We start from the raw sequence: 17694 nt of genomic DNA on the forward strand, positions 1-17694 counted from the left end.
AACTCCAGTCCCTGGTTGAGCTTTTCGCGGTTGGACAGCAGGTCGTCCAGGTCGCTCTTGCCGATGATCGACCGGAGGGAGGTCTGCGCCATCTGCGAGACCGCGAAGCGGTAGTCCTCGACCTGGATGACCGCTTCGGCCGCGTCCACCACCTTGAAGTAGACGACCGCGTCCACACGCACGGTCACGTTGTCCCGCGTGATGCCCTCCTGGGCCGGCACGGGAAGGGTCACGATCTGCATGTTGACCTTGCGCAGCCGGTCGACACCGGGGATCACCATGGTGAATCCGGGGCCGCGCACGGCCGGGCGCAGCCTGCCGAGCCGCAGCACCACGCCCCGTTCGTACTGTTTGACGACACGGGCACCGGCCATCACATAGACCAGGCCCACGGAGGCGACGGAGACTCCCGCCGCGACCAGCTCCTCGACCATCACGGCCCCCCAGGGTCCGAAGTGGCGCATCGGGATGTACAGCGTGTACGTCGACGGTAACGCCGCCGCCCGAGCAAGGGCGAGCCCCCGCACGCCTGTTGCGTGCGAGGGCTCTCCTGTCTCGCCGGGGTCCGGTCATGCGGCTGCGCTGTGGGGGGTGCCGGTTACGTCGGCCGAACCTGTCGGCCGGACGGCTGTCCGCCGCGCGACCGGTCGGTCAGCCGACGCTCACACCGTAGTAGCTCAGCGCCTCGGTGACCGGCTGGAAGAAGGTCGTACCGCCGGAGCTGCAGTTGCCGCTGCCGCCGGACGTCAGACCGTAGGCCACGCTGCCGCCGTACAGGGGACCACCGCTGTCGCCGCCCTCGGCGCAGACCGTGGTCTGGATCATGCCGTAGACGACGTCACCACTGCCGTAGTTGACCGTGGCGTTCAGGGCGGTGACCCGGCCGCTGTGCGTACCGGTGGTCGAGCCGCGCCGGTAGACCGTCGTGCCCACGCTGGGCGTGGCCGCGCTGCTGATCGTCTGGCTGCCGACCGCACTCGGGTGCGCGACCGAGGTGTTGGTGTAGCGGACCAGCGCGAAGTCGTTGGTCGGGAAGCTGTAACTGACGTTCGTGCCCAGCTTCGTGGTCTGACCCGAGTTGGAGTACCAGGTGGAGGCGACCTCACCGCAGTGGCCGGCGGTCAGGAAGTAGTAGGTGCTCCCGCTGTGCACGTTGAAGCCGAGCGAGCAGCGGTAGCCGCCGCCGTAGATGGCGTCGCCGCCGGAGATCAGCTTGTTGAACGTGCCCGCGGTGTGCTTGATGGTGAGGGCTTCGGCGTTGGTGCCGGCGTCCTTCCTGATCTGCGCGATCTCGGCCTTCGAGACCGTGCTGTCGACGGTGACGACCACACGGTTCGTCTTGGCGTCGACCGCCCAGGCGGTGCCCGCGATGTCGGACTGGAGTACCGACTTGTTGACACTGCTCAGCTGGGTGGAGCTGAAGGTCTGGACGTCGGACGCGTTCGCGCTGGGGATCGCGAACGCTGCCGCGGCGACGAGTCCGGTGGACACGGCGATCAGCCGACTCCGTCTCGCTGTCCCGCTGCGGGGGGTGGTGCGCTTGATCCTCACGTTTCATTCCTCCGAAGGGAAGTAAGGGGCCCTCGTGTCGTGGGGTTGGAGCCCGTGAGGCGCAGCCGGGAGCTACCCGTCCGGATTCCGGACAAGCCGTGCTCCTGACAAGCGCTGAGGGGGAGTATTCGGCGGCACGGCCGACGGACGCAAGGGCGCCTTTCGGCCGTGCAGCGTTCAACTTGCGTACGTACAAGAGAGGTTGATCATCGGACCACTGAAGGTGTCAGATTCCCCCCAGCCCTTCGGGCGTCCCTGAGGCCTCAGGCCAATCGGCGCTCCCCCGCGGCGACGGCAACACTCAGCGTATTTCCGGGCGGCGGGAACGGGCAGACGAAGTGGTCGGCGAACGCGCACGGCGGAAGCACGGCCCGGTTGAAGTCCACCGTCGTGCGCCCCTCGGCGCCGGGCGCCGCCGGGCGCAGGAAACGGAAGCGGTAACTGCTGTCCCGGCTGGTGGTGTCGGCGAAGACCGCCCACAGCGAGCCGTCGCTCTCGACCGACACCTGGAGGGTGAGGTCCTGCCCGTCCAGGGTGAAGGCGAGGACACCGCCGAGGGCGAGCCCACGGGCGACTCCGTCCGCGTTCTCGACACGCACGGTGCGGCCCTCGCCGTACGGGGTGAAGTGTCCGGGCACCGACCAGCGCTCGTCGTACGGGGTCGCCTCGATGCCCCTGAAGGCCTGTCGGGTGGGCGCCGCGGGGTCGTAGTCGCGTACGCCCCAGACCCCCTCGCGCACCAGGACGACGAACCGCCGCTCCCCGTGCCCGACCCGGGCTCCGCCGGCCGGTCCGTAGTCGGCGTCCAGCACGACCTCGCCGGTGAAGGGCTCGCCGTCGAGAGTGAGCCCGTCCTCGGCGGCCGCTGTCAGGGCCACAGCGTCCCCCTTGGCGACCCATCGCCCGGGGATGTCCGGAAGTCGCCCTTCCGGATAGTCCTCGATCCAGTGGGTGCCGGTGAGCGCGAGCGGGCCGTACGGCTCGGACACCGTCGCGACACGGTGCTCCTGCCAGTGCTTCCATTCCTCGGGTGCGTCCGTCGTCATGTGATCAACCCTTCCATACGGGCTCGGCCAGGCCGAGATGCGAGCGCAACGTCGTGTCCGTGTACGCGGTGCGGAACGCGCCGCGTTCCTGGAGCAGCGGAACCACCCGGTCCACGAACTCCTCGAGTGCGCCGGGTGTCGCATGGGGTACGAGGACGAAACCGTCGGCGGCGTCGGTCCGCACGAACTCGTCGAGCTCGGCGGCGACCGACTCCGGCGTGCCGACGAACGCGGGGCGTCCGGATGCCTCGATGACGGCCTGCCGGACGGCCGGGATCTTCTCGGGCGCGAGGGCCCGCCGCTTCTCCGCGACGGTCAGGACATCGGTCGCCGTCGCCCGGCCCTGTGCCGGCAGCGGTCCCGGGTCCGGGTCGATGACGGGAAGCGGCCCGTCCGGGTCGCGGGAGGCGAGGCCGGCGCCCCGGATCCGTTCCGGGGTGCCGACCGCGTTCCGCGGCGGGATCTGCTCCCGGCGGATCGCGGCGGCCCGCTCCCGCGCCTCGGCGGCCGTGTCGCCGAGCACGAAGGTGATCACGGTCATGAATCTTCAGCGCCTCGGGCGACCGGCCGTGGGCCGCGAGTCTGCCCTTCACATCGGCGTAGAACGCCCGGCCCGTCTCCAGCCTGTCGTGCCGGGAGCCCCGCCTTCCCGTGGGACGGTTCCCGGACCCCGGGTCGGTGAGGACGACATCGGCGGCACGGGCAGCGAACTCCCTCCCCTCGGGCGAGTCCCCCGCGTGGATGACCACGGGGTGCCCCTGCGGCGGGCGCGGCAGGGTGAACTCGCCCGCGATGTCGAAGTGCCGGCCCCGGTGCGCGAACGGCCGGGACACCCCGTCCGGGGTCCAGGAGTCCCACAACTCCCGTGCCACCTGAATGAATTCGACGGCGAGCGGGTGGCGGCCCGCCGTGTCCGGACGGCCGCCGCGGCGGAGGTTCTCCGCGCCTGCGGCCTCCGAGGTCGTCACGATGTTCCAGGCGGCCCGGCCCTCGCTGAGGTGGTCCAGCGTGGCGAGCCTGCGGGCGAGTTCGTACGGCTCGTTGGAGACCGTGTCGACCGTGGCGGCGAGCCCGAGCCGTTCGGTGACGGCGGCGAGCGCGTTGAGGACCGTGATGCCCTCGGGCCGGCCCACGACGTCCGGGTCATGGACGCGCCCCTCGGTTTCGCCGGACCGTGATCCCCCGGCGAGGAGGAGGAAGTCGAAGAGACCGCGCTCGGCGGTGCGCGCGAGGCGCTCGAAGGCGGCGAAGTCGACGGGGGACCCGGAGCGCCGGCCGTTCCCGACGGCGGCGTCAGCGAGGCCCGGAAGGCGGACGGCGAGGTGCATCCGTTTGCGTACGGTCATGACGCTCCCCCCGCCACGGCGTAGCGGTTGGCGGGCCGGGCGAGCCCCAGATGTTCTCTGAGGGTGCTGCCCGGATAGAAGGTGCGGAACCGTCCGCGGTGCTGGAGCAGCGCGACCGTTCCGTTGACGAGCCGCTCCAGGTCGCGGCGCGGCTCGACGGGCGCGAGGTGGAAGCCGTCGGCGGCGTCCGCCCGGTGCCAGGCGGTGATCAGTTCGGCGAGGCCGACGGGCCCGCCGCGGTACAGCGGGCCCTGTGCGGTCTGCCGGGGCCGGCCTCCACCGTGGCCGGGCTCGGCCGCTCCCTCGCCGTCACCGAGGTCGACCCCGAGCCCGGCGAGGACCCGCAGGTCGTCGGGGTCACGCCCGAACGCGGCTGCCGTGTCCCGCAGTTCGGCGCGCACGGCACGTGCCTGGGCCGGGCCGGCGACCCGCACGAGCGCCACATCCGCGTACCGGGCGGCGGTCCGCCGGGCGGCTTCCTCGGTCGCGTCGACGACCCGGACGGGGTGGCCCTGCGGGGGCCGTGGCACGGTCGAGGGGCCCTTCACGGAGAAGGTGCCGCCCTCGAAGTCGACCTGGTGCAGCTTGCCCCGGTCGACGATGCGGCCGGTGGTCCCGTCGCGTGTCTCGGCACCGTCCTCCCGGCTGTCCCAGAGCCGGGCGGCGACGTCGGCGACCTCTCCGGCCTCCTGCCAGAGGGCGTCGTCGGGCGACGGGGACGTCACCCGGCCGGGTGCGTCCGGGAGTTCGGGTGTGCGGCGGCCGAACAGCCGGGCCTCCGCCTCGGTCCTCGACACGTCGATCTGCCAGCCGGCCCGGCCTCGGCTGACCCAGTCGAGGGTCGCGACGGCCGCCTGGACGTGGAAGGGCTCGGTGTGTGTGGTGGTGACGGTCGGCACCAGACCGATCCGGCCGGTGACGGGCGCGACGCGGGAGAGCACGGCGAGCGCGTCGAGTCCCGGCCGCGCGAAGGTGTCCCCGAGGGTGACGAAGTCGAGGACGCCGCGCTCCGCGAGCTGGGCCAGCTCCACGAAGGAGGCGGCGTCGTGGGCCGCCCGCTGGTCGAGGGCGGCGCCCAGATGCAGAAGCGCCCGGCCGTGCGGTGCGGTCATCGGGGGAGCCTTTCGGGGTGGGGGGAGTCGGCGCCGGGAGACCGGCGCGGGGTACCGGTCCGTGGCGGTGGTTCCGGGTGGACTCCGCTGCCTCGGGGGCGGTCGCGCTCCCTCGGGGGCGGTCGGCCGTTCACCGTCGCGGAGTAGTGGGGGGCCGGGTTCAGAGCACCTTGGAGAGGAACGCCCGGGTGCGCTCCTGCCTGGGCCGGTCGAGTACGTCGTCGGGGGCGCCCTGCTCGACGATGCGGCCGTCGTCCATGAAGACCACGGTGTCGGCGACCTCGCGGGCGAACCCGATCTCGTGGGTGACGACGATCATCGTGGTGCCCTGATGGGCCAAGTCCTTGATGACGTCGAGGACTTCACCGACCAGTTCGGGGTCGAGCGCGGAGGTCGGCTCGTCGAAGAGCAGCAGCTTCGGCTCCAGGGCGAGCGCGCGGGCGATGGCCACCCGCTGCTGCTGCCCGCCCGAGAGCTGCTGCGGATAGGCGTCGGCCTTGTCGGCGAGCCCGACACGGTCGAGCAGTGCGCGCGCGGTCTCGGCGGCGGCCTTGCGGGGGCGCTTCAGCGCGGAGACGGGGGCCTCGACGATGTTCTCCACCACCGTGAGGTGCGGGAAGAGGTTGAAGCTCTGGAAGACGAAGCCGATCCGGGTGCGCTGCTTGAGGATCTCGCGTTCCGGCAGCTCGTACAGCTTGTCGCCGGAGCGCCGGTAGCCGATGAGCGCGCCGTCGACGCTGATCCGGCCCTGGTCGACCTTCTCGAGATGGTTGATGGTCCGCAGCAGCGTCGACTTGCCGGATCCGGAGGGTCCGAGGATCACGGTGACCTCTCCGGCCCGTACCGCGAGGTCGACCCCTTTGAGCACCTCCAGCGAACCGAAGCGCTTGTGGACGGACTTGATGTCGACCATGGCCGGTGGGCCGGCCGTGGATGTGCTCATCGGGTGATTCCCTTCGCGAAGTATCGTTCTGCGGGCTACCGGAGGGGCGTCAGGCCGCGACGCGACAGGACAGCGCCCGCAGGAACGTGAGCGTGGCGCGCGCCGTCGCGTCGTTCTGCCGGAAGGCCGGGCCGCCGGTACGCGGCCGGGTGAAGGCGCCCGAGCCCCGGGCATCGGTGTGCGGACCGAGTGCGAAGCGCCGGGGGTGCGGGATTCCGGAACGCTCCAGGACGCGCCCGTCGGCGGGGTCGACGGCGAGCAGCCCCTCGGGCGTCGCGGCGGCCCCGTCCGCGTACAGCTCGCGCAGCAGCGCGTCCCGGGTGCGCTCGACGGTGGGGTGCGGCAGCCGTGCCTCGACGAGCGCCCGGGCCTCGACCGTCGCGCCGGGCACGGTGGCACTGCCCGCCCGGAAGACCCCGTCCTCGGCGGTGACGGTCATGTCCGCGCCGATGAACCGCAGGATTCCGGCCCGCGACAGGGCGAGCATCCGACGCAGCCGGGGGCCGGGCGGCCCCGACGCCACGCAGCTGAAGAAACCGTGCCACCACGGGCCGATGTCACCGAGCCGGACCAGCTGCCCGTAGACCGAGAGCAACCCGAGGAACACGGCCAAGTCCGTGCTTCGGGAGGAATCATGACGTCTTCTCAGATCCTCCTCGATGTACGCCCGCAGTCCGTCCTGGAGATCGTCGTACGAGGCGTGGCGCACCCCCTCCAGCGGACGGTCGAGCGCGGCGAGGTCGAGGTGATCGGTCGGGTCGGGCACGGCGGCGGCGACCAGAGCCCGGATCTCGGCACCGGATCCGGCGGCGTACTTCTCCTCGAAGTCGCTCCAGGCGACCCGGGTGCGCTCGGGGTGTGCCGTGAACAGACGGTGGTAGTGCGCGAACCCCAGTTCCTTCTCGATCAGCGGCCACACGTCCCGCCGGAAGTCGGACTTCTCGGGGCGCGCGAGAAGCGCGTCGACCTCGGCGGGCCCGAAGAACCGTGGCAGCGGGGGCCGTTCGCCCTCCAGGCCGTAGCCGATCTTGGAGTGGTAGGGGACCCCGCGCCGGGAGCCGACGTACAGGATCGGCTCCCGCCCGGACGGCCGGTAGTCGTCGCCCTCGAACCGCCCGCCGCGCCCCTCGGTGAGCAGCACCATCAGGTCGACGAAGGCGAGCCCGAAGCCGCGGACCAGGACGGGTTCGCCGGGCTCGAGGGCCGACAGGTCGCTGTCGGCGGTGAAGTCCGGCGGCAGATGGACCAGCCCGTGCTCCGTCGCGTACGCGGCCAGCCTGCTCTGCTCGGCGTCGAGTTCGGCGTCGAGGTGGCCGATGGTCAGCACGACGAGGTCGGTGAGGAGGGGGCGGGGACGGTCCTCGAGCCACACCTGCTGGCGGCCCTCGCGGGGTCCGCTCACCCGCAGCGCGCGGCACGCGTGACGGTGCACCCGGATGCCCGGCGGCAGGGCGGCCACGGCGCGCTCGTACACCCACCGCAGGTAGGCGCCCTGTTGGGGCCGGTCCGCGAAGGCGCGTCCGTCGAGGCCCGCCCACGCGTCGAGCGTGGGTCCTTCGAGCACGGGCCCGGCCATGTCGACCGTCTCGTCGGTGAACATCGTGACGTCCTGCGCCTCGGAGTTCATCCACAGCAGCGGCGACTGCTCCTCGCGCCAGAGGCGTCCGGCGCCCGGCGGATATGGGTCCACGACATGGATGTCGAGCCCCGAACCGCCGTACAGCTCGGCCGCGTTGGCCGCGATCCGCTCCAGGAGACCGGTCCCCCGCGGACCGGCCCCGACGATCACCAGCGACGGGCGTCCGGCGGTCATCGGGTGCGCTCCGAACCGCGCGCGTAGTGCTTCTCGACGTAGTACTGGCCGACGCCGAGGACCGAGGTGACGATGACGTACCAGAGGGTGGCCACCATCAGGAGCGGCATGACCTGGTAGGTGCGGTGATAGACGAGCTGCACCGAGTAGAGCAGGTCCTGCACGGCGATCACGCTGACGATGGAGGTGCCCTTGAGGGTGCCGATCAGCATGTTCCCGGCCGGCGGCACGATGGAGCGCATCGCCTGCGGCAGCACGATCCGCCACCAGCGGCGCCACCGGCTCAGACCCAGCGCCTGCGCGGCCTCGATCTGCCCGCGGTCGACGGAGAGGATGCCGCCGCGCACCACCTCGGCGGCATAGGCGGCTTCGTGCAGGGTGAGGCCGACGACGGCGACGGTCACGGGGCCGAGCAGGTCGACGGTGCGCACACCGAGGACCTGCGGGTACAGCGCCCCGATGTTGAACCAGAACAGCAGCTGGACCAGGATCGGCATCGACCTGAAGAGCCAGACGTATCCCCAGCTCACCGTCCGCAGCACGGGGTTGGTGGACAGCCGGAACGCGGCGAGCAGGGTGCCGAGGGCGAAGCCGAGCGCCATCACGACCGCGGTCAGCCAGAGGGTGAGCCACAGTCCGCGCAGCACGGAGGCGGAGGTGAAGTACTCGCCGACGACGTCCCACTGGAAAGCGTCGTTGCGTACGACGGAGTTGAGGGCGAGTCCGAGCAGGACCAGCACGGCGACGGCGGCGGTCCACAGGCCGGGACGGCGCCTTGGGACGATGCGCAGGGAGGCCGCTTCGTCCGGTGCGGCGGCGACCTTGGCGAGGGTGTCGGAGGACATGCGAGGGCTCCGTGATGCGTCGAGTCGAACGCGGGTGCCTTCACACAGGTCATGCTGAGCGCCCGGGAGCGCCGTACGGCCGAGCCCCTCAGCAGGGCCGTGGCACGAGAGTACGGGGGCATTTCCCCTCGGTGTCAAGGCTGTCCATACTGTGAGCCGTACGTCTCAAGTCAGTTGACGCACAAACGGATGCCTGTTCCACTTGGCCCATGCATTCGCAGCAGTGGCTGGTCAAGCGCTCCCACATCGACTTCGGTCGCGTGTGGTCCTCTTCCTGTTGAGCTGACCCCTCTGCGCGCCCGTCCGCGACGGGCGGCTTCCGCGTTTCTCCTCTTCCCCACGCCTTCACACGCGCCCCTCCCCTCCCCTTGCGCCTCTTCACTCCCTGCCTTCAGGAGACCGCACACCATGCGTACGTCCTTGCGTACCCGAAACAGGCATTTTGCGTCATTTGCGCTGCTCACCTCCGCGACCCTGCTGGTCACCGCATGCGGCTCCGGTACGGACGACGCAGCCGGCGGAAGTACCGCTCAGGCCGCGGCGCGGTCCGACAAGATTCCCACCACGGACGTCGTTTCGCCGATCCGCAAGGATGCCGCCGCCGCCAAACTGCTGCCGTCCGGCACCCGTTCGCTGACCGCGGCGATCAGCGTGTCCGGCTCCCCGCCCGGCACCTCCTACCTGGCGGACGGCAAGACGCTGACCGGGCAGGACGTCGACTTCGCGGACGCCGTGGCCAAGACCCTCGGCATCGAGCTGAAGCACGAGTCCGCGAGCTTCGAGGCGATCCTGCCGGCCCTCGACAGCGGCAAATACGACTTCGGGGCAAGCAACTTCGGTGTCACCGACGAACGCCGCAAGACCATCGACTTCGTCACCTACGTCAACGACGGCCAGGGCTTCGCCACGCGTGCGGACAGCAAGCTCTCGAAGATCACCGAGCTCCGGCAGCTGTGCGGGCTGAACGTCGCGACCGCGGCCGGTACGACGTTCGAGGCGACCCTGGAGGCGAACAAGAAGGTCTGCTCGGACGCCGGCAAGAAGGCGTACAAGGTGCAGACGTACAGCGAGCAGGGCGCCATCTGGTCCTCGCTGCAACAGGGGCGCAGCGACGTCGTGATGAGCACCATCAACGGCCTGCGCTACGCCGTCGCCCACCAGCAAGGGGTCAAGTTCCTCAACGAGTTCCACCGCCTCGACGTGGGCTTCGCCTTCAAGAAGGGCAGCGCTCTGACACCCGCGTTCCGGGCCGCGGTGAACAAGCTCATCGCCGACGGAACGTACAAGAAGATCCTCGACAAGTGGGGCACGAAGGGCTCGGCCATCACGACATCGCGGATCTCCCCGCCGGAGCTGAAGGACTGATCGCGCTCCCCCGACCGAGCTCGGAGCACCCCGGACGGGAGTGCTCCGAGCTCACGGTCACAGCCCGCAGTCACAACACGAGCAGCACTCACAGCACTCGCAGCACTTGCACGCCTCGCAGCAACCGCAGTCGCAGTCACAGTCGTTCAGGCATCCTTCGCGCTTCTTGCGCGACCACGGCCCCTCGTACTCGTCGGCGCAGCACACCTTGCAGGTGCAGCACAGCCCGATGGCGGCGGCGCAGCCGGCCCAGAATCCGCGCCTGCCGGGGGCCGGGGGCTGGACGGACGGCCCACCGCCGAAGGGGTTGCCGCCGCCGACGTACGGATTGCCGCCGTGCTGAGGCGGCGGCCCGAAGGAGCCCTCGGGCCCGAGCAGAACCGCCCCGCCCGGCGGGCCGGGGGAATCGAGGAAGCCGTCCGTTCCGTGCGACCCGCCCGCCGTGTGCCCGCACCCCGACGTCCCGAACGCGCGGTCCACCGACCGTCCCAGTTCGTGGGCGAGCAGCACATGCGCCAGTTTGCCGTCGGTGAATTCGGCCTCCCGCAGGGCGAGCCGGATACCGTGCAGCGCGTCGTCGGCGAGCCGGCGGGCCTCGGTGAGCGGGGTACCGGTGGCCGTCAGCGGGTTCCAGGCACCGGAAGCGGCGTCGGCTTCCCTGTCCTCCACGGCGTCCAGCAGATGCGCGAGCCGTCCGAAGAGCCGCCCGGCCTCGGCCAGTGGCGCCGCGTTGCCGGGGCGGCCCGCGAGGACGGCGGTGTGCGCGAACGCCGCGGCGGTGGCGGTCTCGGTGGGCTCGGTGACGGTCAGGATCGGCGTTCCGGGCCCGGCCAGCGCCTCGATCCCGAACTGCCGGTCCACCGCGTCGACGAGCACGGCCGTGTCGAAGCCGACATCGGACCCCGTACGCGCCCCGGCCCTGCCCCAGCTCGCGGCCACCCGGCGAGCGGCCACCGCCACCGGCTTGCGGGCCAGCAGGCCGTCCCCGTCGGCGACGTGGTCGCGCACCTTCGCCGAGGCGAGCACCAGCGAGACGGCGGCGGCGAGCCGCGCGCCCTCGCCCTGCGCGACGGAGGCGGTCCGCATGCCGCGCAGCGGACAGGGTCCGGCGGTGCGCCGCCATCCCGTCGCGCGCTCGGCCTGAGCCTCCGTCAGAACCGATATCAGCAGGCCGTCATAGTTGGTGACCACCCGCGCGAACTGGCCGTGGTCCCCGCGCAGCGCGAGGCACAACCCGCACAGATGCGCCATCCACTGCGTCTTGAGCCCCTCACCGAGACGGTGACTGCATGGCCTCACGATTCCGAACACGACACTCCCCCGTGACACGTACGACGTTGAGCTGCGGCATCGTATCGACCGTCCCGTTCACCCGTACGCACCGCCCGTCACCCGATCGCCGCGAGAAATCATATTTCACTCTCAGTCAGCAGCCGTACCCCGTACGACCCTTGGGGGACGCGGGCTCTCGACGGATTCGCTGTGCACCAGTACCGTCACGAAACCCCCGCGCGGCGTCTATCCACTTGGCGCGACATCCGCATCATGGACGACCATGGGGATGCGGAAGCACGAAAGACCGCTGTGAGAGGAGGCGTCCATGGGATCGGTGCGCAAGGCGAGTGCCTGGCTTGGCCTCGTCGACGACAACGATGACGAGCGTTACTACGACGACGACTACGCCGAGGGTCAGGAGTCCGGCGATGCCTGGGTCACCGACCCGCGCGTGAAGGTTGCTTCCGAGACGGCGGAGGAGAAGGGCCGCCGGATCGGCACGGTCACCCCGGACAGCTTCCGGGACGCACGCGGTATCGGCGAACTCTTCCGGGACGGCATCCCGGTGATCATCAACCTCACGGCCATGGAGCCCGCCGACGCGAAGCGCGTGGTGGACTTCGCGGCCGGCCTGACCTTCGGCCTGCGCGGCACCATCGAGCGGGTCGCGACCCGGGTCTTCCTGCTGACCCCGGCCAACACGGAGATCGTCAGCGGCGAGGCCGCGAGCCGTCGCCCGGACGGCTTCTTCAACCAGAGCTGAGGCAGGGCCGCTCACCGGCCCTGCCTTGCCGGGGCTTCACGAGCGGGGCCTTCACCTGAAGGCGTCGAACCCGGTGAGCGCCTTGCCCAGCACGAGCTGATGCATCTCGACGGTGCCCTCGTAAGTGAGCACCGACTCCAGGTTCGTGGCGTGCCGCATCACGGGATACTCCAGCGAGATCCCGTTGGCGCCGAGAATCGTGCGCGAGGTACGGCAGATCTCGATGGCCTCGCGCACGTTGTTGAGCTTGCCGAAGCTGACCTGCTCGGGACGGAGTCGTCCGGCGTCCATACGGCGGCCCAGGTGGTGGGCGAGCAGGATCCCCTTGTGCAGTTCGACGGCCATGTCGGCGAGTTTGGCCTGGGTGAGCTGGAAACCGCCGATGGGGCGTCCGAACTGCTCCCTCGTCTTCGCGTAGGCGACGGCGGACTCGAAACTGGAGCGCGCCGCGCCCATCGCGCCCCACACAATGCCGTACCGCGCGTGCGAGAGGCAGCCGAGCGGTCCCTTGAGGCCGACGACGTCGGGCAGGACGGCGTCGGCCGGCAGCCGCACGTCGTCGAGGACCAGTTCACTGGTCACGCTCGCCCGCAGTGACCACTTGTGCTTGATCTCGGGGGCGGAGAACCCGGGTGCGTCGGTGGGCACGACGAATCCGCGGATGCCGTCGTCGGTCTGCGCCCAGACGACGGCGACTCCGGCGACGGAACCGTTGGTGATCCACATCTTGCGGCCGTTGAGGACCCAGTCCCCGCCGTCGCGCTTGGCGTGCGTGCGCATGGAGCCGGGGTCGGATCCGTGGTCGGGCTCGGTCAGTCCGAAGCACCCGATGACCTCGCCGGAGGCCATGCGCGGCAGCCAGGCCTGCTTCTGCTCCTTGCTGCCGAACCGGTGGATGGCGTACATGGCGAGCGAGCCCTGTACCGAGACGAGCGAACGGATCCCGGAGTCGGCCGCTTCGAGCTCGAGACAGGCGAGGCCGTACTGCACGGCGCTGGCCCCCGCGCACCCGTACCCCTCGAGCGACATGCCGAGGGCGCCGATGCCGCCCAGTTCCCGTGCCAGTTCCCGGATCCCGGGCAGCTCGCCCTTCTCGTACCAGTCGGCGACGTACGGCAGCACCCGGTCCGTGGCCCAGGTCCGCACGGTGTCGCGGATGGCGAGGTCCTCCGCGTCGAGCAGGTCGTCGATCCCGAGCGGATCGGCGGGGTCGAAGGGCGGGAGCTTCGAGGACGCGGACATACGACAGCCTCCGGCGTGGTGATAACTAGCACCGCTAGTTAAGGATCTCGACCCGACGTTACGACGCAGTGTCCCGCAAGTCCAGGGAGGCTCGGGGGCTGCCGTCCGGATCATGCCGCGGACACGGGGTCCGGCACGCCCGTCGGCGTCCCTAGGCGGAGACGCGGGTCTCGGCGACGTCCCGGGGAGCCGGGATCTCGGCCGGGCCCGAGGCGGAGTCCGTGCCGGAGCCAGTCCCGGCCGGGACGGAGTTCGCCTCCGGGGCGGAGCCCGTCGCGGGTTCCCCGCAGTCCATGACCCGCGGCAACCGCAGCGCCATCACGGCGCCCAGCAGCAACAGCGCCGCGCTCACCAGCAGTGTCACGTGCAGGCCGTGCACGAAGGAGTCCCTGGCTGCCTGCCGCAGGGCGCCGCCGGACGTCCCACCGAGCCGGTCGGCGACTTCGTACGCCTCCCCCAGCGAGTGCCCGGCCGCGGCCGAATCGGCCGCCGGGACTCCGGGGACGGAGGACAGACCGGGCGCGTACGCCGCGTTCATCACGCTCCCCAGCAGCGCGATCCCTATCCCGGCGCCCAGCTGGTACGAGGTCTCGCCGATCGCCGCGGCCCCGCCGGACTGCTCCTGCGGCGCCTCGCTCAGCATGGACTCGTACGCCCCGAAGAGCGTGGTCTCCAGCCCGAAGCCGAGCAGTACGAAGCCGAAGAGCAGCAGCCCGGTGTTGTCGTCGCCGCCCATCGCGGTGAGCGTGACCACGGCGGCCGCGGTGAGACAGAAGCCGAAGCAGACCATCGCGCGCGGCCCGAACCGCCGCAGCAGCTTGGCTCCCGCGAGTCCGGCGGCCATCGCCGCGAAGGTGAGCGGCAGCAGCCGCAGTCCGGTCTGGAGCGGTGACAGGCCGAGCACGAGCTGCAGGTACTGCGCGGCGATCAGCTCGAGGCCCACCAGGGCGAGCATGGCGAGGACGATGCATCCCACCGACGTGCTGAACGCGGGACGCGCGAACATCCGCAGGTCCACCAGCGGGTGCTTGCGCCGCCGCTGACGCCGTACGAAGCCGGCCATCAGTACACCGCCGATGAGCAGCGGCGCCAGGGTGAAAGGGCTGAAGGGTGCCTCACCGCCGCCGAGGCGCTTCACGCCGAGGACGAGTCCGAACAGACCGGCGGCCGCCATCAGCGCGCCGACCACGTCCCAGGGACCGTCGCGGTCACCGCGGGACTCGGGCAGCAGCAGCCGTCCGATCGGCAGGCTGACGATCATCAGCGGGATGTTGATGAGGAAGACCGATCCCCACCAGAAGTGTTCGAGGAGGAAGCCGCCGAGCAGCGGTCCGACCGCCGCGCCGACGGCCGCGACCGCGCTCCAGATGCCGATCGCGAGCGCCCGTTCGCGCCGGTCGGGGAAGACCTGGCGCAGGATCGACAGTGTGGCGGGCATGATCATCGCGCCGCCGACGCCGAGCAGGGCGCGGGCGCCGATCAGGACCTGGGCGTTGTCGGCGAGGGCCGCGATGCCGGAGGCGACGCCGAAGAGGGCGTATCCGAGGAGGAGGACCCGCCGTCGGCCGACGCGGTCACCGAGCGTGCCGAAGAGGATGAGGAGCGAGGCGCAGACGAGCGGATAGACGTCGACGATCCAGAGCAGTTCTATCGCGCCGGGCTTCAGGTCCTCGGTGACGGCGGGCACCGCGACGTGGAGCACGGTGGCGTCGACGGCGACCAGCAGGAGGCTGACGCACAGAACGACGAGAACGACCCAGCGGTTGGCACCGGCCCCGGTCTCCCGACGGCATCGCGCAGCGGCCGTGGTCGTCCCGGACATGTACGTACCTCCAGAGGTTCCCTCGCGATCGGCGGATCCGCAGGGTGGGGACTCCCTGGGGGCTGCGGCCCGAAGAGCGGAATCCTGGGCCCACGCAACAAAGGCGAGTGAGCCGTCAGCGTACGCGAGTTCCCCCCGATGACACGTGGCGGACCTCTCACGTTCTCCCGGCAGGGCGTGTGGCGTACGCCACGATCGCCGGGCCTCGGTCACGCCCTGCGAGGCCTCCCCCGCCGCGCGTCACCCGCTCTCCCCGCTTTCCCCGCCGCGCGTCACCCGCTCTCCCTCTGGCTCGCGTCCGCGCGCGCCGCCCTGCGCCCGCCCGCCGGGCCGACCCGGCCGGTGAGGGTGGTGGAGGCCGGGGTTCCGCAGTGGCGGAGATACCTCGTTCGTGGGAGATCACCGGCGGGACGGAAGCACGCCCCGGGCGAGCGGCGCACGCTTGTGGCGGCACGCCCTCGGCATGATCATCGCGCCGCCCGGCACCGCCGGTCACGCGCCGCGGGGCGGGTCACGGCACAGGCGAGCGCCCGCCCGGCTGTCTCGACGCCCGGTCCGGCCGACGGGCAGGTCACGGGAGCCGCGCCGATCCGTGACCGGCTCGGCGGGCTCGGCGGGCTCGGCGGGCTCGGCGGCGGCCGCCCGGGGCCGGTGAGCGGCCGGACAATTCCACACCATCATTCGGTGAACGAATACATAAGCGCCATAAAACCGAAGCGGAAGGGATCAATTGAATTGAAGGCTCCACGCTTCGGGGATTGGAGATTCATTGGAAATAAACATGATCCTGAGAGGAATCCCACATCACATCGTCATCACAAACCGAGTGAATCGGCCTGGAACGCAGCTCACTCGCTGTAACGTCGATTGAGTGCGTACCGAACGAAACCTCACCCGTCTGGACCGGGTCTTCGCCCGGCTGGACCGTGAGCCGGAACGGCCGGCCAACATCGATGTGCCGAGGATGACCCGGCACAGGGTTGTCCTCTTCACGGCGACCCTGGCCTTCTACCTGGCGATCGTGTGGGCCGTGGCGATCACGTCATGGCTGGTCCGGTTCGACTGGCAGGTCATGTTCTTCCGGCCCTATCAGCAGTGGCCGGAGATCCACGCGTTCCTGGACTACTACGTGGTGCTCGGCCAGCGCGGCCCCACCGCCGTGATGGTCGCCGCCTGGCTGGGCTGGCGCTCCTGGCGGCAGCACACGCTGCGCCCGCTGCTCACCCTGGGCGCGTCCCTGCTGCTCCTCAACGTCACGGTCGGCGCCGCGAAGCTCGGCATGGGCCGTCTCGGCCCGCACTACGCCATCACGATCGGCTCGAACGAAATGGGCATGGGCGGCGATATATTCCCTTCCGGCCACACCGCCAACGCCGTCGTGACCTGGGGAATCCTGGCCTATCTCGCGTCGACCCCGAGGGCCAGACGCTGGCTCTCCGCCCTGTCCGCCGTGACCTCCCTCGGCGTCGGCCTCACCACCGTGTACCTGGGTACGCACTGGCTGAGCGACGTCCTGCTGGGCTGGGCAGCGGGCCTGCTGATCCTGCTGGCGCTGCCCTGGTGCGAGCCGCTGATCGCCCGCGCCGAGGCCTGGATCTTCGCGCTGCGCGACATCCTGCGCGCCCGTGGCGGCGGTATGGCACCCGCACCGATGCCCTCGCCGGTCGGCGCACCCGTCATGGCCACGCAGCCCTCCGCCGTGGACGGCGAGGTGCCTGCCCGCGAGACGGTCGCGTCCCGCCCGAACAGAGCCCCCGTCCACCTGGCCCCGGGCCCGCACACCGCCCGCTCGGAGCGCACTCCGGTGACCCCGGTGGGCAGCCGCCGCCCGCCGCACGCGGATCGTGCCCGCGCGGCCACGACCGCCTCGGCCCGCCCCCTGGCGGGCGGCGGCTGAGAACCGCGGGGCCGGTACGCACAACCTCTCCCCGCACCGCGAAGGCCCCGGCTCGACGAGCCGGGGCCTTCGCACGTTCCTGTGCCGCCCCCTCGCGTTCCGGCGTACCGGTGCCACCCCCGGTCGCACCACCGGCCGCGGCCGGGTGCTCAGCCCTTCCAGCAGCGCGTCACCGTATCGTCCGTGACCTCGAAGTTCAGCCGTCCCACGAGGTATTCCATCGTGATGATCGCGCCGGGGGGCAGCGAGCGCACCGAGGACCAGCCGTGCTCCCGCGCGCGCTCCTCGGCGCTGCTCACCTCCAGTCCGACATAACGCTCCGGGCTGTCCTGCGGCTCTGTGCTGGAGGGATGAATGGGTGCCATGACCGCCACGTTAGGCGGCTCGCCCCGGCGGTGGAAGCCCGATCGGCGACCAGCAGTCACCTATCCCCCGCCGGTCACACTTCTGTCACAGGATCACGACGCGCGTTTCGCCGAACTCCGTCACACGTATGAGGGGTTCCCTACGTGTTCCGCACGCCTTCGAACGTAATTCGGAGCCGCCGGGAGAGCGACCGAATAGTCATGTGGAATGCGCGGATCCGTGAAGCCGGTGGCGCCTTTCCATTCCCGTGCGCCCCGATTCCGCCGCGTGACACGGAAGCTGACGCCGCATAAGAAATACACGGTTCC

14 protein-coding genes and 1 pseudogene are annotated in these 17694 nt (G+C 70.9%); 3 read left to right on the forward strand and 12 right to left on the reverse strand.

Annotation, left to right across the window (positions count from 1 at the left end; all coding sequences use genetic code 11):
• From ACWD68_RS37785 to ACWD68_RS37820, 8 genes and pseudogenes are all read right to left on the reverse strand, one after another.
• Nucleotides 1-434, reverse strand: a 434-nt coding sequence (locus ACWD68_RS37785; RefSeq protein WP_451811013.1) for an SPFH domain-containing protein, incomplete at its 3' end; no start/stop codon positions are given.
• A 217-nt stretch (nucleotides 435-651) separates the two neighbouring features.
• A complete protein-coding gene (locus ACWD68_RS37790; RefSeq protein ID WP_451810991.1) occupies nucleotides 652-1551 on the reverse strand; it encodes a S1 family peptidase in 900 nt (299 codons plus the stop codon).
• Nucleotides 1552-1814: 263 nt separating this feature from the next.
• A complete protein-coding gene (locus ACWD68_RS37795; RefSeq protein WP_451810992.1) occupies nucleotides 1815-2597 on the reverse strand; it encodes a DUF1684 domain-containing protein in 783 nt (260 codons plus the stop codon).
• A gap of 4 nt (nucleotides 2598-2601) precedes the next feature.
• Nucleotides 2602-3943: pseudogene (locus ACWD68_RS37800) on the reverse strand (NtaA/DmoA family FMN-dependent monooxygenase).
• The gene (locus tag ACWD68_RS37805) at nucleotides 3940-5055 is read right to left on the reverse strand and encodes an LLM class flavin-dependent oxidoreductase (protein ID WP_451810993.1); all 1116 of its coding nucleotides are present in this window, start codon (nucleotides 5053-5055) and stop codon (nucleotides 3940-3942) included. Before ACWD68_RS37805 ends, ACWD68_RS37800 begins: the two are co-directional and overlap by 4 nt.
• Nucleotides 5056-5215: 160 nt before the next feature.
• Nucleotides 5216-5998 carry an amino acid ABC transporter ATP-binding protein gene (locus ACWD68_RS37810; RefSeq protein WP_451810994.1) on the reverse strand — a complete coding sequence of 261 codons (783 nt, stop codon included), beginning with the start codon at nucleotides 5996-5998 and terminating at the stop codon, nucleotides 5216-5218.
• 49 nt (nucleotides 5999-6047) lie between these two features.
• Entirely contained in the window at nucleotides 6048-7811 is a 1764-nt protein-coding gene (locus ACWD68_RS37815; RefSeq protein ID WP_451810995.1) for an FAD/NAD(P)-binding protein, read from the reverse strand.
• Nucleotides 7808-8656: an amino acid ABC transporter permease gene (locus tag ACWD68_RS37820; protein ID WP_451810996.1), complete on the reverse strand. Its 849-nt coding sequence runs from the start codon at nucleotides 8654-8656 to the stop codon at nucleotides 7808-7810. Before ACWD68_RS37820 ends, ACWD68_RS37815 begins: the two co-directional genes overlap by 4 nt.
• A 408-nt stretch (nucleotides 8657-9064) precedes the next feature.
• On the opposite strand from ACWD68_RS37820, the gene ACWD68_RS37825 reads away from it, so the two are divergent.
• Nucleotides 9065-10021, forward strand: a complete 957-nt coding sequence (locus ACWD68_RS37825; protein ID WP_451810997.1) for an ABC transporter substrate-binding protein — start codon at nucleotides 9065-9067, stop codon at nucleotides 10019-10021.
• A gap of 57 nt (nucleotides 10022-10078) precedes the next feature.
• Here ACWD68_RS37825 and ACWD68_RS37830 read toward each other — a convergent pair whose 3' ends face one another.
• Nucleotides 10079-11332: a DUF5685 family protein gene (locus ACWD68_RS37830; protein ID WP_451810998.1), complete on the reverse strand. Its 1254-nt coding sequence runs from the start codon at nucleotides 11330-11332 to the stop codon at nucleotides 10079-10081.
• Nucleotides 11333-11621: 289 nt separating this feature from the next.
• On the opposite strand from ACWD68_RS37830, the gene ACWD68_RS37835 reads away from it, so the two are divergent.
• Nucleotides 11622-12059: a cell division protein SepF gene (locus ACWD68_RS37835; RefSeq protein WP_451810999.1), complete on the forward strand. Its 438-nt coding sequence runs from the start codon at nucleotides 11622-11624 to the stop codon at nucleotides 12057-12059.
• A 51-nt stretch (nucleotides 12060-12110) separates the two neighbouring features.
• Here the strand turns inward: ACWD68_RS37835 and ACWD68_RS37840 are convergent, their stop codons facing one another.
• Both ACWD68_RS37840 and ACWD68_RS37845 read right to left on the reverse strand, forming a co-directional pair.
• A complete protein-coding gene (locus tag ACWD68_RS37840) occupies nucleotides 12111-13301 on the reverse strand; it encodes an acyl-CoA dehydrogenase family protein (protein ID WP_451811000.1) in 1191 nt (396 codons plus the stop codon).
• 151 nt (nucleotides 13302-13452) lie between these two features.
• Nucleotides 13453-15123 carry an MFS transporter gene (locus ACWD68_RS37845; RefSeq protein ID WP_451811001.1) on the reverse strand — a complete coding sequence of 557 codons (1671 nt, stop codon included), beginning with the start codon at nucleotides 15121-15123 and terminating at the stop codon, nucleotides 13453-13455.
• An 871-nt stretch (nucleotides 15124-15994) separates the two neighbouring features.
• Between ACWD68_RS37845 and ACWD68_RS37850 the strand changes: the two genes are divergently transcribed.
• On the forward strand, nucleotides 15995-17020 hold the full coding sequence (locus ACWD68_RS37850) for a phosphatase PAP2 family protein (RefSeq protein WP_451811002.1): 1026 nt from the start codon (nucleotides 15995-15997) through the stop codon (nucleotides 17018-17020).
• A gap of 149 nt (nucleotides 17021-17169) precedes the next feature.
• Here the strand turns inward: ACWD68_RS37850 and ACWD68_RS37855 are convergent, their stop codons facing one another.
• Entirely contained in the window at nucleotides 17170-17385 is a 216-nt protein-coding gene (locus ACWD68_RS37855; RefSeq protein ID WP_451811003.1) for an I78 family peptidase inhibitor, read from the reverse strand.
• Nucleotides 17386-17694 lie beyond the last annotated feature (309 nt).

It is taken from the genome of Streptomyces sp. NPDC005141 (genome assembly GCF_053599975.1).